Origin of the sequence: Saccharothrix australiensis (genome assembly GCF_003634935.1) — a bacterium.
In the GTDB taxonomy this organism is placed as follows: Bacteria; Actinomycetota; Actinomycetes; order Mycobacteriales; family Pseudonocardiaceae; genus Actinosynnema; species Actinosynnema australiense.
This window is the reverse complement of the sequence record NZ_RBXO01000001.1, coordinates 7,103,428-7,116,181: the sequence shown is the minus strand read 5'-3', so window position 1 is coordinate 7,116,181 and position 12,754 is coordinate 7,103,428. Positions and strand designations below refer to the sequence as shown.

The window sequence follows — 12,754 nt, the reverse complement described above, 5'->3', positions numbered from 1 at the left end:
CCGGCGCGCTGATCCAGGGCGTGGCCGAGCCGTGTGGGCCGTGATGGTCCCGAGGGGGTTCCCCGAGCCGCGGGGAGCCCCCTCACCGCGCGAGGAACGCCTCCAGCTGCGCCACGACGAACGCGTGGTCCTCGGCCTGCGGCAGGCCCGACACCCCGACCGTGCCGACCACGCCGACGCCCGCGACGGTCACCGGGAAGACGCCGCCGTGCGCCGCGTACGCCCCCGGGTCCAGCCGGGAGTCCGCCTCGAACGTCTGCCCGCGCGCCCGGAACCGCTCGCCGACCCGGAACGAACTCTGCCCGTAGCGGTCCACCACCCGGCTCTTGCGCTCGATCCACTCGTCGTTGTCCGCCGACGTGCCGGGCAGGGCCGCGTGGAACAGCCGCTGCCCGTTCCGCCGCACGGACACGACCAGCGGCAACCCCTGCGCGCGCGCCGCGTCGAGCAGGAACGCGCCGAGCGCCAGCGCGTCCTCGTTGGTGAAGGACGTGAACACCAACCGGGCCTCCTGCTCGGCCAGCGCCTCCAGCAGACTCACACCGCCACCACCTGTCCGGTCCGGGCGGACTGGGACGCCGCCTCGATCACCTCCAGCACCGGCACCGCCGATTCCGGGTCGACGGGCATGGGGCCACCGGTGGTCAATGCTGCCACGAGCAGCCGGTAGAACGCCGAGTAGGCGCCGGGGACGCCCGGCACCGGCACCACGTCCCCGCCGACCCCGAGCGCGCCCGGCGTCGACAGCCCCTCGAACGGCAGGCCGGCGGCGAGCGCCCCCTCCTGGCCGTCCACGCCTTCGCTGACGTAGGCGGCGCGCGACCCGAGCACCCGCAGGCGCGGCCCGCGGTGCGCCGCCGTCGCGGACGCCCACAGGTGCGACCGGACGCCGTCGACGTGCGTCAACGCCACGAAGGCGTCGTCGTCCACCAGCGCGCCGGGCCGGCGCTCGTCCAGTTCCGCGTAGACGGTCCGCACCGGTCCGAAGAGCTGGAGCGCCTGGTCGACCAGGTGGGCGCCCAGGTCGTACCAGACACCGCCCGCCTCGTCCGGCTCCGGGCGTTCCCGCCAGCCGTCCGGCACCTCCGGCACCCAGCGCTCGAACCGCGACTCGAACCTGGTCACGCGGCCGAGCGCGCCGTCGGCCAGCAGGGACCGCACGGTCAGGAAGTCGCTGTCCCACCGCCGGTTCTGGAAGACCGTCAGCGGCACGCCGCGGTACTCGGCGGCCTTGAGCACGCGGCGGGCGTCGGCGGACGTCGCGGCGAGCGGCTTGTCCACCACGACGGGGATGCCCGCCTCGATGGCGGCCAGCGCGAGCGGCACGTGGGTCCGGTTCGGGGAGGCCACCACGAGCAGGTCCAGTTCCAGTCCGAACAGCTCCTCGACGTGGTCCACGACGGCCGCCGAGGGGTGCGCGGCGCGCACCTCGTCGCGGTGCGCCCTGGTGACGACCGCCGAGAGCGCCAGGCCGGGCGTGGCCGTGATCAGCGGGGCGTGGAAGACGCGGCCGGCCATGCCGTAACCGAGGAGGCCGGTGCGGAGCGGTCCGGTGCGGAGGGCCATGCCAGCATTAAAGCGACGGCGTTTAGTAATGACCAGTCGTGCCATCATGCGCACGTGCCGAACTTGCGCTTCCTGCGCGGATACAACGACGCCGTGGTGCTCGGGCTGGCCAGGTCCGGCGCTGTCACGAGGGTCGACCTCGCGGAGGGCAGCGGGTTGACGCCGCAGGCGGTGTCCAAGGTCGTCGCGCGGCTGATCGCCGACGGCCTGCTGGTCGAGTGCGGCACCCGCAACGTCGGCGTCGGCAAGCCCCGCACGCTGCTCAAGCTCGTCGCCGACAGCCGCCTCGCGCTCGGCGCGCAGGTCGAGCGGGACGAGCTGCGCGTCGTGCTCACCGACCTCGCGGGCGACGTGCTGGACCGCGCCGTCGCGCCGCTGCCCGCCGACTTCGACCCCGGTGCGTTCGTCGTCGAGCTGACCCGGCTCGTGGACCGGCTGCGCAACGACCGGCTGCTCGGCGTCGGCATCGGGTTCGTCGGGCCGCTCGACCACCGGACCGGCGTGGTGCACGACGCGACCGCGCTGGCGAAGTGGCACGACGTGCCGCTGCGCGAGCTGGCCGAGCAGCGGCTGGGCCTGCCCGTGGTGGTCGACAAGGACACGAACGCGGCCATCGTCGCCGAGGCGTGGCGGCGCGGCGAGGAGCTGCGCGACGCCGTGCTGGTGCTCGTCGGCACCGGGCTGGGCGTCGGCCTGCTGCTCGACGGCCAGGTGCACCGGGGCGCGCGGACCAACGCGGGCGAGTTCGGGCACACCACCATCCAGCTCGACGGCCCGCGCTGCGTGTGCGGCCGGACGGGCTGCGTGGAGGCCGTGCACAACGCCGCCGCGCGGGCGGGCGACCTGGCCCTGGCGACGTCCATCGTGGGCACGGCGGTGTCCGACCTGGTGCAGCTGCTCGACGTCGACCACGTGGTGCTGGCCGGTCGCGCGGTGCTCGCCGCGCCCGACGCCTACCTGGCAGGCGTGCGCGGGAAGCTGCCCACCGCGGCGTGGCTGCCGGTCGACGTCGGCATCACCCCGCTGGCCGACGACGTGGTCGCGGCGGGGGCCGCGATGCTGGTCCTGAGCGAGTTCTACGGGCGTCCCCGGTAGCCGATCCGGGGCGGCTCCGCCAGCCGATTTGGACAGCCCTGCTCGCCGGCACCCGTGCGGGTGATTCACTATCCGGCATGTATGCGCTCCGCCACGCCGTCGGGACGGACCCCGGCCTGCGCCGTGAGGCGAACGAGGACTCGGTGTACTTCAGCGAGCGCCTGTACGCCGTCGCCGACGGCATGGGCGGTCACGCGTACGGGGAGGTGGCCAGCTCCATCGCGGTGTCGGTGCTGGCCGAGCTGGACGTGGACGCGGGCGACCCGCTGTCCGTGCTGGCCGGCGCGACCAGGGAGATCGCCGTCCGGCTGACCGACCTGGCCGAGGAGAACTTCGACATGCGCGGCATGGGCACCACGCTCACCGCGCTGCTCTGGGACGGCGAGCGGTTCGCCGTCGGGCACATCGGCGACTCGCGCTGCTACCTGGTGCGCGACGGCGAGCTGACCCAGGTCACCCGTGACCACACGATGGTGCAGGCGCTGGTGGACGACGGCCGGATGGCCGCCGAGCAGGCCGCCGAGCACCCCGGCCGGTCCATGCTGATGCGGGCGCTCCAGGCGGGCAGCGCGCACGACGCCGACCTGTTCTACCAGGACGTCGAGGTGGGCGACCGGTACCTGCTGTGCTCGGACGGGCTGTCCGACGTGGTCAGCGCGGCGGAGATCGCCGAACTGCTCACCGCGGACCCGGACGGCGACCGGACGGTGCGGGCGCTGATCGCGGCGGCCAACGCGCGGGGCGGGCCGGACAACATCACGTGCGTGGTCGTGGACGTGGTGCCCGCCGGCAACTCGTCGTGGCTGCCGCAGTGGCTCCAGCGCTGATCCGACGCCGCTGATCCGACGCCGCTGATCGGTACGGCGCTGATCGGGACGCCGCCGATCGGGACGCCGCCGATCGGGACGCCGCCGATCGGGACGGCGCTGATCGGGACGGTGCCGCCCCGGCGGCGGTTGGTCAGGGGCGCTGCGGTTGGTCAGGGCGGTGCGGCGGTGGTCAGGGCGCCGGGATGCCCAGCAGGTCGTCCAGCGCGCCCACCCCGGCGGGTGTGAGGGCGACCGCGCGGCCCGTGCCGACCCCGCGCAGCCAGCCCCGCGCGCGGAAGTGGGCGCAGACGTGCGCGCCGGCCGCGCCCGCCAGGTGCGGGCGGCGTTCGGTCCAGTCCAGGCACGCGCGGGCGAGCGGGCGGCGGGTGGTGCTGAAGTCGGCGTGCAGCGTGCCGGTCAGCCACGCCCGGCCCCGGTCGGTGACCGCGAGGGCGTCCGGTTCGAGCAGGCCCCGCGCGGTCATGGCGTCGGTGATCGCCACGCCGAGGCGTCCGGCCAGGTGGTCGTAGCAGGTCCGGCCCCGCGCCAGGGCGGCGGACGCGGTGGTGGCCCGCAGCGTGCGCTCCGGGGCGGCGGGACCGACGTAACCCAGCAGGTGCTCCACCAGCTCGGCCTCGCGCGGACCGGCCAGCCGCAGGTAGCGGTGGCGGCCCTGCCGGTGCTCGGCCAGCAGGCCGCCCGCGACCAGGCGGGTCAGGTGCTCGCTCGCGGTGGACGGCGAGACCCGCGCGGCCCTGGCCAGCTCGGTGGAGGTCCACGCGCGGCCGTCCAGCAGCGCCAGGCAGAACCGGGCGCGCGTGCGGTCGGCCAGCAGGGCGGCGAGGTCGGCTAGTTGCTCGGCGGCCATGCGGCCATTGTGCGCCGCCCACGCTTCGGCGGTCGCCGAAGCGTGCGGCGCTTAGCGTCCGGGGCGTGAATCACGACGTGCTGCTCGACCCGACGTACACCGTTCCCGCCGTGCCCCACGCGACACGGGGCGTGGCGTGGCTGCGCGCCCACGTGGCGCGGTTCAGCGAGGGCGCGGACCACGAGCGCCGACGCGCGCTGGCGGTCTCCCACCTGTCCACAGTGGACCTCGCCGCGCTCCGCCGTCCGGGCAACGCGGTGGCGAAGCTGGCCGCCGGCCTGGGGCTGCCGCGCGCGGTCGTGGCCGACGTGTCGGTGGTCGCCCGCTGCTACCAGCCGCACACCACCGCCACCCCGGAGGCGGACGCCGCCGTGGCGCGGCTGGTGGCGGCGTGCGGTGGCGCGTGGGACGAGGCGACGGCCGCCCGGATCGGCCTGCTCGTGCAGGCGAGCGCCGCGACCGACGCGATGGTCGCCGGCCGCGTGCCGCCGGTGCCCGCCACCCGCCGGGTCGCGCCGGACGGCACGGTGGTCGAGGTGTCCCTGGCCGACGCGCCGTTCGGGGCGGGGCGGCACGAGTGCCCCGGCCGCGCGCACGCGGCGGCGTTGGCGGAGGGCACGTTCCACCGCCTGCACGCCGGCCCGGAACCGCTGGTGCTGCCCAACGCCTGGGACCACGCGTCCGCCGCCGCGCTGGTGCGGGCCGGTTTCCCGGCGATCGGCACGACCAGCCTCGGCGTGGCGGCGGCGGCCGGGCTGCCCGACGCGGCGGGCGTCGCGCGCGCGGAGACCCTCGCGCTGGCGCGGCGGCTGGTCCGGCTGCCGGTGCCGGTGACGGTGGACGTGGAGGCCGGGTTCGGCGACGTGCGCGGCCTGGCGGCGGAACTGGCGGACCTCGGCGTGGCGGGCGTGAACATCGAGGACGGGCGGGGGGACGGGCTGGCCGACCCGGCGGAGCAGGCGGACCTGTTGCGGGCGTTCAAGGACGCCGCGCCGCACCTGTTCCTCAACGCCCGCGTCGACACGCACTGGCTGCGCGTGGACCGGGAGAGCACCGTCGAGCGCGCCCTGCGGTACGTCGACGCGGGCGCGGACGGCGTCTTCGTGCCCGGCCTGGCGGCGGACCGCGACATCGCCGAGGTGGTCGAGGCCGTGCCCGTGCCGGTGAACGTGCTGGCGCAGCGCGACGTCCGGGCGCTGGCGGCGCTCGGCGTCCGGCGGATCAGCACCGGTTCGCTGCTGTTCCGGGCCGCCGTGCGGGCGACCGTCGCGACCGCTCGGGCGGTGCGCGACGGCGAGCCGGTCGGCGAGGTGCCGGGCTACGACGAGGTGCGGGCGCTGGCGGACCTGTGACGCCCGGTGGATGCCGGGGAGGCGACGTGCGTCGCGTCCCCGGCAGCGGGCCGCTCGGCGGAGACGAATTCACACCGGGGGCACCACATCGGAAAAAAGGGCGGCTTGGCCGGTCAGTTGTAGGGCATTCCGCCGAACGGGGCGGACGCGACCTGTGCCGCGGTGGTGAAGAAGGCCACCAGCACGACGGCGATGAGCACTCGTCCGATTCGCATGTGCACTCCAGTCACGGGAGATCGGAGACGATTCACGGCAATTCGGCGCCGCGGCTACCGTGGCAGTGGCGGGTGAAACGCGGAAGTGATTCCGGTGAACAACCGGAGAACGCCGCGAACGTGCGTGCTGTTCTCAATCGTGAAACTTCTTGTTAACCTGTCGTTCTCCTTGTATTCTTTCGGTGTGCGCGCCGTCACCCTGCGCCTCGTTGGCCGCGAGCGTGAGCTGACCCGCCTCCTGGACCGGGTGGACGCCTTGGCCGAGGGGCGGGGCACGGCGCTGGTGGTCGAGGGCGAGCCGGGCATCGGCAAGACCGCCCTGGTCAAGGCCCTGTGCGAGGTCGCCGCCGCGCGCGGGTTCCGGGTGTGCAAGGCCGCCGGCGACGAACTCGGCCGGTCGCTGCCGCTGCTGCCGCTGCTCGACGCGCTGTCCACGGCCCGCTCCGACCCCGGCGCGACGGCCACCGCCGAACGCCTGCTCGCCCGCGTCGACGACCTGTGCGCCGTCGGGCCCGTGGTCCTGGTGCTGGACGACCTGCACTGGGCCGACACCGCCACCGTCGCGGTGTGGAAGCGGCTCGCCCGGCTCGTGCCGCAACTGCCGCTGCTGCTCGTGGGCGTGCTGCGGCCGGTGCCGCGCCGGGACGACCTCGCGGCCCTGCGCGCCGGCGTCGAACGCCTCACCGTGCCCGCGCTGCCCGACCCCGCCGTGGTCGAACTCGTCGGCGCGCTCGCCGGCGGCGCACCGGACCCTGCGCTGGCCGCGCTCGCCGCGGACGCCGGCGGCAACCCCCTGTACCTGGTCGAACTCGTGGCGGCCCTGGTGCGGGGCAACGCCATCGACGTCGACGCCACCGGCACCGCCCGGCTCACCCGGTCCGATCTGCCCCCGTCGCTGCCCGCCGCCATCGCCGACCGGATCGGCTTCCTCGGCCACGACGTGCGCCGCGTGCTCGTCGCCGCCGCCCTGCTCGGCGTGAAGTTCCCGGTCGCCGACCTGGCCGCCGTGCTGGGCAGGCGGGTGGTCGACCTGCTGCCCGCGGTGCGGGACGCGACCGTCGCGGGCGTGCTGGAGGACAGTCCGACCGGGCTGAGCTTCCGCCACCCGCTGGTCCGCGCCGCCCTGTACGACGAGGTGCCCGGTTCCGCCCGCGCCGCGTGGCACGGCGAGGCCGCGCGGGCGCTCGCCGACAGCGGCGCGGCCGTCGACCGCGTCACCCGCCAACTGCTGGCCGCGGGCGACCACGTGCCCGACTGGGTGGCGCGGTGGCTGGACGAGCACGGCGCGACGCTCGTCGCCCACGCGCCCGAGGCCGCCGTCGAGCTGCTGAGCCGCGTCGTCGTCACGCCGAGCGCGGGCGACCGGCGCGGCGTGCTGCTCGCGCACCTCGCCGAAGCCCGGTTCCGGCTCGGCGACCACCACGGCGCGGAAGCGGTCGCCCTCGCCGGGCTGGAGCACGGCACCCTCGTGGACCTGCACTGGACCCTCGCCCAGTGCAGGTCCATGACCGGCCGCTCCGCCGAGACGCCCGCCGAGGTCGACCGCGCGCTGGCCGCGCCCGGCCTCACCGAGGGCGAGCGCGCCCGGCTGCTGGTGCTCGCCGCCCGCGCGCACTGGGACGTCGGCGACCCGGACGCCGCCGAGCGGCTCGCCGACGCGGCGCTGGCCATCGGCGACCGCTGGGCCACGAGCTGGGCGCTGCACGTCCGCGCGATCGTCGCGATGGTGCGCGGCCGGACCGCCGACGCCCTGCCGCTGTTCGAGCGCGCGCTGGCGGTGTCGATGGGCGACCCGGCCAACGCCGACCTGCGGCTGCTGCTCCAGGTCAACCAGGCCGTCGCGCTGGGCGAGCTGGACCGGGGCGAGGAGGCCGTCGCCGTCGCGGGCGCCGTGCGGCACGCCGCCGACGAGGCCGGGAACACCGTGCGGCTCGCCCAGGCGCAGAGCGCGCTCGGCCAGCTCCTGCTCGACGCGGGCCGGTGGGACGAGGCCCTGGTCGACGTCGACCTGCTCGCCGACGACCTCAAGCACCCGATGGTGTCGCGCTGCGACCACGGCGTGGCCGCGCTGATCCACCTGCACCGGGGTGACGCGGAGGGCGCGCGGCGGCACCTCGACGCGGCGGGCGCGGGTGCGGCGGGCGCGGGCGCGGGAGGGCACGTCGTCGGACCGGCGGCGCTGGCCGCGAGCCTGGCGCTGGAACAGGCGGGCCGCCCGCGCGAGGCGCTGGCCGTGCTGGTCGAGGGCGCGGCCGCGGTGGAGGACCTGCTGCCGGACGCCGTGCGGCTGGCCGTCGCCCTGGGCGAGGACCCGTCGGCGGAGGTGGCACGCGCCGAGCGGCTGGCGGACGAGCTGGACGTGCCGCACCGGCGCGCGTCCGCCGCCTACTGCCGCGCGCTGGTGGCGGGCGACCCGGTGGGGCTGCTGCACGCCGCCGAGGAGTGGCGGCGCGCGGGCAGGCCGCTGGGGCGGGCCAAGGCGCTGGCCGCCGCCGCGACCACGTTCGCCGCGGCGGGCGACCGCTCCTCGGCCCGCGCGGCGCTGGGCGACGCCGCCGACGCGTTCACCGCCCTGGGCGCGGACTGGGACCTGACGCTGCTGTCGGCCCGGATGCGGGAGCTGGGCGTCCGGCGCGGCCCGCACGCCAAGCACCGGCGGGCCACGCACGGCTGGGAGAGCCTGACCCCGATGGAGCTGAAGGTCACCGAGCTGGTGGTGGCGGGCCTGTCCAACCGGCTGATCGGCGAGCGCCTGTTCCTGTCCGGCCGGACGGTGGCCACCCACGTGTCACACGTGCTGGCGAAGCTGGGCGTCAGGTCGCGGACGGACATCGCGCGCGAGGCGGTCCGGCACCGGGCGGGGTGACCGCGACCGCAGGTACAGCGGCAGCGCGAACCACCAGAACCCGAACCACGCCACCAGCCCGCCGGTGATCCACACGGCCGGCCACCGGCCGAGCACGACGTCCAGGATCAGCAGCAGCGCGGTCGCGAGCGCCGACTTCAGCAGCACCAGGCCGGCCAGCAGCAGGCGGCTGGACGTGCGCACCAGCTCGCGCTTGAGGCGGCGGTGGAACACCAGCCGGTGCACCGGGGCGGGTGCGATCAGCAGCGCCGTCGAGGTCGCGCCCAGCACCAGGCTCAGCACGTACACCTGGAGCTGGAAACTGGTGAGCGTGCCGAACCGGGGCGTGAACGCCAACGTCAGCAGGAACGCCAGCAGCAGTTGCACGCCCGTCTGGGCGACCCGCATCTCCTGGAGTATCTCCGCGTAGTTCCGGTCGTTGCGCTGGGCGGGAGTTTCGTTGCGGGCCTGGGCGTTCCACTGGTCGTCGGTCATGGGACCACGGTGCTCCCGCACCGGTGCGGAGACATCGGTCGGCGTGCGGACTTCCGCGGTGGCGTGACCTCGCGGCGCTCGGCGTTGGCTCGGCCGGACGGCGGTGTCGCGGCCAGGTCGGCTCGGCGCGGCCGGGCGGTCCCCGCCGGTCCTCCCCGGCGCGCTACAGCTCCTTCGCGAAGTAGAGCGCGACCTCGCCCTCGGCCGGTGTGCTTCGGTAGAGCGTGGTGTCCAAGCCGCACAACGAGAAACCCAGCCGCCGGTAGACCCGCACCGCCGGCACGTTGACGCTCGACGTCTCCAGCCACGCCGTGCGCGCGCCCAGCGAGCGGCCGTGGTCGAGCGCGAGTTCGATCAACCGCTTGCCGATGCCGCGCCCCCGGTGGCCCGGCGCGACCGTCACCTGGCGCAGGACCAGCCTGCGGTGCCAGGCCGCGAGTTCCACCGAGGCGAACCCGCGCACCTCACCGCCCTCCTCCGCGACGAAGCCCTCGTGCGGCAGCTCGTCCTCGTCCTCCGGGAACGCCTTCGCCAGCGGGGGGTCGACCGGCACCGGGCGCAGGGCGAAACCGTCCGGCGTCGAGTCCACTTCGAACACGGTGTCCGTGGTGAACGAGTCGTCGAGGGCGAGCACGTCGTCCGGGGCGATGGGGCGGTAGTCGATGGGCACACCCGCATTCTGCCCGCTGTCGATCATCAGCCGCAGGTGGCGGCGCGGTCCAGCAGGAGGGTCCGCTCGCGCGCGTTGCGCGTCATGCCGGCGGCGCGCTCGAACTCGACGCGGGCCTCGGCGGACCGGCCGAGCTTGGCCAGCAGGTCGCCGCGCACGCTCGGCAGCAGGTGGTAGTCCTTCAGGGCGGGCTCCGCCACCAGTTCGTCCACCAGTTCCAGCGCCACCGCCGGCCCGAAGGCCATCCCGATCGCCACCGCGTGGTTGAGCGCCACGACCGGTGACGGCGCGATCACCGCCAACGCCTCGTAGTACCCGGCGATCCGCGTCCAGTCGGTCTCCTCGGGCGTCCGGGCGCGGGCGTGGCACGCCGCGATCCGCGCCTGGAGCGAGTACGGCCCGCCGCCCGCCTTCTCCAGCGCCGCCAGCCCGCGCCGGATGAGCAGCTGGTCCCACTTGGCCCGGTCCTGGTCCAGCAGCAGCACCGGCTCGCCGCCGGGCCCGACCCTGGCCCGCGCGCGCGACGCCTGGATCTCCAGCAACGCGACCAGGCCGTGCACCTCGGGTTCGCGGGGCATCAGGCCGGCCAGCACGCGGGCCAGCCGCAGGGCGTCCGCGCACAGCTCCGGGCGCATCCAGTCGTCGCCCGCGGTGGCCGAGTAGCCCTCGTTGAAGATCAGGTAGATGACGCCGAGCACGGACGCCAGGCGCGCGTCCCGCTCGTCCTCGGCGGGCACCTCGAACGGCACGTTCGCCTTGGCCAGCGCCTTCTTCGCCCGCACGATCCGCTGCGCCACGGTCGCCTCGGGCACCAGGAAGGCCCGCGCGATCTCGACCGTGGTCAGGCCGCCCAGCATCCGCAGGGTCAGCGCCACCTGCGCCTCGGTGGACAGCACCGGGTGGCACGCGGTGAACACCAGCCGCAGCAGGTCGTCGTCGATGTCGCCGACGGAGTCGCCCGCGCCGGGCGCGTGGTCGTGCTCCTGGTCGCGGCCGATCTCCGCCAGCTTGCGCTCGTAGTTCCGGCTGCGCCGGATCTGGTCCACGGCCCGGTTCTTCGCGGTGGTCATCAGCCACGCGCCGGGGTTGCGGGGGATGCCGGTCTCCGGCCACTGCTCCAGGGCGCTGACCATCGCGTCCTGCGCCAGTTCCTCGGCGAGGCCCACGTCGCGCACCAGTCGGGCGAGACCCGCGATCAACCGTGCCGACTCGATCCGCCAGACCGCCTCGACAGCACGACGCGCATCGGAAGCCGTCATGACCCGAGATCAGATCAGCTTCCGACGCGCGTCGGCAAGGCGGGGTGGCGCGGAGGGTCGCGGTGTCAGCCCTCGCCGCGCTGCGCGGCGACCTGCTGCCGCAGCTCCTGCTCCTTGTCCAGGACGTCCTGCGGCGCCGCGAAGTCCTCGGGCGAGAACACCTGGCGGATCTCGATCTGCGACTCCTCACCCGTGGGGTTCGGCACCCGCTTGACCCACTCGATGGCCTCCTCCAGCGACTTCAGCTCCAGCAGCCAGTAGCCCGCGATCAGCTCCTTGGTCTCGGCGAACGGTCCGTCCACGACGGTCCGCTGGTCACCGCTGAAGTAGACCCGCGCGCCCTTCGCGCTGGGGTGCAGCCCCTCGCCGGCGAGCAGCACGCCCGCCTTCACCAGCTCCTCGTTGAACTCGCCCATCGCGCGCAGCTCCTCGTCGCTGGGCATGGTGCCGGCCTCGGAGTCCTTGGTGGCCTTGACGATGACCATGAAACGCATCTCGTTGTCCCTTTCGGAGTGCCGACGTGCACATCATCGCCGTCGGACGGGTTCTTCGGTGGTGGTACGGCGGATTTCCCCCGCCGCGCGGGATTCAGCGGCGGAACGCGCGGGCCAGCGTGTACGAGCCGGGCCCGAGCACCGCGATCAGCAGGAACGACCAGGAGTAGACGGCGGCCGGCTCGCCCAGGTTCTGGAGCGGCAGCAGACCGGTCGGCTGGTGGACGACGAAGTAGGCGTAGGCCATCGCGCCCGAGCACAGCAGGGCGGCCGGCCGGACCGCGACGCCGACCAGCACCAGGGCCGAGCAGACCAGTTCGAGCACGCTGCCCCACCAGCCGGGGAACGACCCGAACGGGACCGGCGTGCCCTGGCCGTCGATGCCGCCGAACATCCCGAAGCCCTGGAGCCCGTGGCAGCCGAACAGGAAGGAGACCACGACCCGGAAAGCGGCGAGCACGAGGCCGTTGGCCTTGGTGGAGCGGGTGTCGGTGGTGGGGGCGGTGACGGGAGCGGTGCTGGGGGTCATGGCTGCGGTCCCTTCTCGGTCGTCTTGCTTACGCGACGATCGGGACCACCCGTGGATCGACACGGGCACCAAACTTTTTTCAAGGTTTTTGTTTCCGCAGGTCAGCGCCACGTCGAGGCCGCACTGGCAGCCGCCGGGGCGTCGTGCGGCATCCTAACCCTCCGAAACTGAAGCCCTTCAGGTTCTCAACGCGACGCAACCACAGCAGGGGGACCACGGACTCCACGCGCCCGGAAGCCACGCAGGTCTTGGATGGTCGTCGGGGACGCTACGCAGCTTGACCACCCCTCCGCCTGTGTACGAATCCGCCGCGCTGATCCCCCGTGGGTTCCGACTCCGCCCAGCAGCGATCCGGGTCGCGGTCGCTGATGGCCGGAAGACGGGAGGTCCGAACGGCGGATTCGTATCCAGGCGACGGGGTGGTCGTTCTGCGTAGCGTCCCCGACGACCGTCCAAGACTTGGCGGCCTTCCGGGCGCGTGGAGTCCGTGGTCACCCTGCTGTGGTCCCGTTGCTCCAAACCAAGAACCGCAAAGCCACGAACCGGGGGCCGCGAAC

The 12,754-nt window shown here is 74.7% G+C and carries 12 protein-coding genes; 4 read left to right on the top strand and 8 right to left on the bottom strand.

Going from position 1 to position 12,754, the window contains the following annotated elements; translation table 11 throughout:
* Positions 1-82: 82 nt before the first annotated feature.
* Together C8E97_RS30250 and C8E97_RS30245 are read right to left on the bottom strand one after the other, a co-directional pair.
* Positions 83-541 (bottom strand): heme-degrading domain-containing protein, encoded by a 459-nt coding sequence (locus C8E97_RS30250; protein WP_121008990.1) that lies wholly within the window; start codon positions 539-541, stop codon positions 83-85.
* On the bottom strand, positions 538-1,566 hold the full coding sequence (locus C8E97_RS30245) for a Gfo/Idh/MocA family protein (RefSeq protein ID WP_121012734.1): 1,029 nt from the start codon (positions 1,564-1,566) through the stop codon (positions 538-540). The genes C8E97_RS30250 and C8E97_RS30245 overlap by 4 nt, the downstream gene beginning before the upstream one ends.
* A gap of 54 nt (positions 1,567-1,620) precedes the next feature.
* Here C8E97_RS30245 and C8E97_RS30240 point away from each other — a divergent pair, with 54 nt between their 5' ends.
* Together C8E97_RS30240 and C8E97_RS30235 are read left to right on the top strand one after the other, a co-directional pair.
* Positions 1,621-2,661, top strand: a complete 1,041-nt coding sequence (locus tag C8E97_RS30240; protein ID WP_170212037.1) for an ROK family transcriptional regulator — start codon at positions 1,621-1,623, stop codon at positions 2,659-2,661.
* A gap of 77 nt (positions 2,662-2,738) precedes the next feature.
* A complete protein-coding gene (locus C8E97_RS30235) occupies positions 2,739-3,488 on the top strand; it encodes a PP2C family protein-serine/threonine phosphatase (RefSeq protein WP_121008988.1) in 750 nt (249 codons plus the stop codon).
* A 172-nt stretch (positions 3,489-3,660) separates the two neighbouring features.
* Here C8E97_RS30235 and C8E97_RS30230 read toward each other — a convergent pair whose 3' ends face one another.
* On the bottom strand, positions 3,661-4,338 hold the full coding sequence (locus C8E97_RS30230) for an ArsR/SmtB family transcription factor (RefSeq protein WP_121008986.1): 678 nt from the start codon (positions 4,336-4,338) through the stop codon (positions 3,661-3,663).
* Between the two features lie 65 nt (positions 4,339-4,403).
* Between C8E97_RS30230 and C8E97_RS36715 the strand changes: the two genes are divergently transcribed.
* A complete protein-coding gene (locus tag C8E97_RS36715) occupies positions 4,404-5,690 on the top strand; it encodes an isocitrate lyase/PEP mutase family protein (protein ID WP_211347160.1) in 1,287 nt (428 codons plus the stop codon).
* A 399-nt stretch (positions 5,691-6,089) separates the two neighbouring features.
* Positions 6,090-8,771: an ATP-binding protein gene (locus C8E97_RS30220; protein ID WP_246019267.1), complete on the top strand. Its 2,682-nt coding sequence runs from the start codon at positions 6,090-6,092 to the stop codon at positions 8,769-8,771.
* Here C8E97_RS30220 and C8E97_RS30215 read toward each other — a convergent pair.
* The 5 genes from C8E97_RS30215 to C8E97_RS30195 form a co-directional block, all read right to left on the bottom strand.
* Positions 8,694-9,245 carry a DUF6328 family protein gene (locus C8E97_RS30215; protein WP_246019266.1) on the bottom strand — a complete coding sequence of 184 codons (552 nt, stop codon included), beginning with the start codon at positions 9,243-9,245 and terminating at the stop codon, positions 8,694-8,696. The genes C8E97_RS30220 and C8E97_RS30215 overlap by 78 nt on opposite strands.
* A gap of 163 nt (positions 9,246-9,408) precedes the next feature.
* A complete protein-coding gene (locus C8E97_RS30210) occupies positions 9,409-9,915 on the bottom strand; it encodes a GNAT family N-acetyltransferase (RefSeq protein WP_211347159.1) in 507 nt (168 codons plus the stop codon).
* Between the two features lie 26 nt (positions 9,916-9,941).
* Complete coding sequence (locus C8E97_RS30205) at positions 9,942-11,174, bottom strand: RNA polymerase sigma factor (protein ID WP_121008979.1); 1,233 nt, start codon at positions 11,172-11,174, stop codon at positions 9,942-9,944.
* Positions 11,175-11,239: 65 nt separating this feature from the next.
* Entirely contained in the window at positions 11,240-11,668 is a 429-nt protein-coding gene (locus tag C8E97_RS30200; protein WP_121008977.1) for a YciI family protein, read from the bottom strand.
* 94 nt (positions 11,669-11,762) lie between these two features.
* A complete protein-coding gene (locus C8E97_RS30195; protein ID WP_121008975.1) occupies positions 11,763-12,197 on the bottom strand; it encodes a DoxX family protein in 435 nt (144 codons plus the stop codon).
* Positions 12,198-12,754 lie beyond the last annotated feature (557 nt).

Excerpts from the sequence above, each read along its gene's own strand:
- C8E97_RS30205 (WP_121008979.1), bottom strand. The coding sequence starts at position 11,174 with ATGACGGCTTCCGATGCGCGTCGTGCTGTCGAGGCGGTCTGGCGGATC.
- C8E97_RS30245 (WP_121012734.1), bottom strand. The coding sequence starts at position 1,566 with ATGGCCCTCCGCACCGGACCGCTCCGCACCGGCCTCCTCGGTTACGGC.
- C8E97_RS30235 (WP_121008988.1), top strand. The coding sequence starts at position 2,739 with ATGTATGCGCTCCGCCACGCCGTCGGGACGGACCCCGGCCTGCGCCGT.
- C8E97_RS30195 (WP_121008975.1), bottom strand. The coding sequence starts at position 12,197 with ATGACCCCCAGCACCGCTCCCGTCACCGCCCCCACCACCGACACCCGC.
- C8E97_RS30200 (WP_121008977.1), bottom strand. The coding sequence starts at position 11,668 with ATGCGTTTCATGGTCATCGTCAAGGCCACCAAGGACTCCGAGGCCGGC.
- C8E97_RS30230 (WP_121008986.1), bottom strand. The coding sequence starts at position 4,338 with ATGGCCGCCGAGCAACTAGCCGACCTCGCCGCCCTGCTGGCCGACCGC.
- C8E97_RS30215 (WP_246019266.1), bottom strand. The coding sequence starts at position 9,245 with ATGACCGACGACCAGTGGAACGCCCAGGCCCGCAACGAAACTCCCGCC.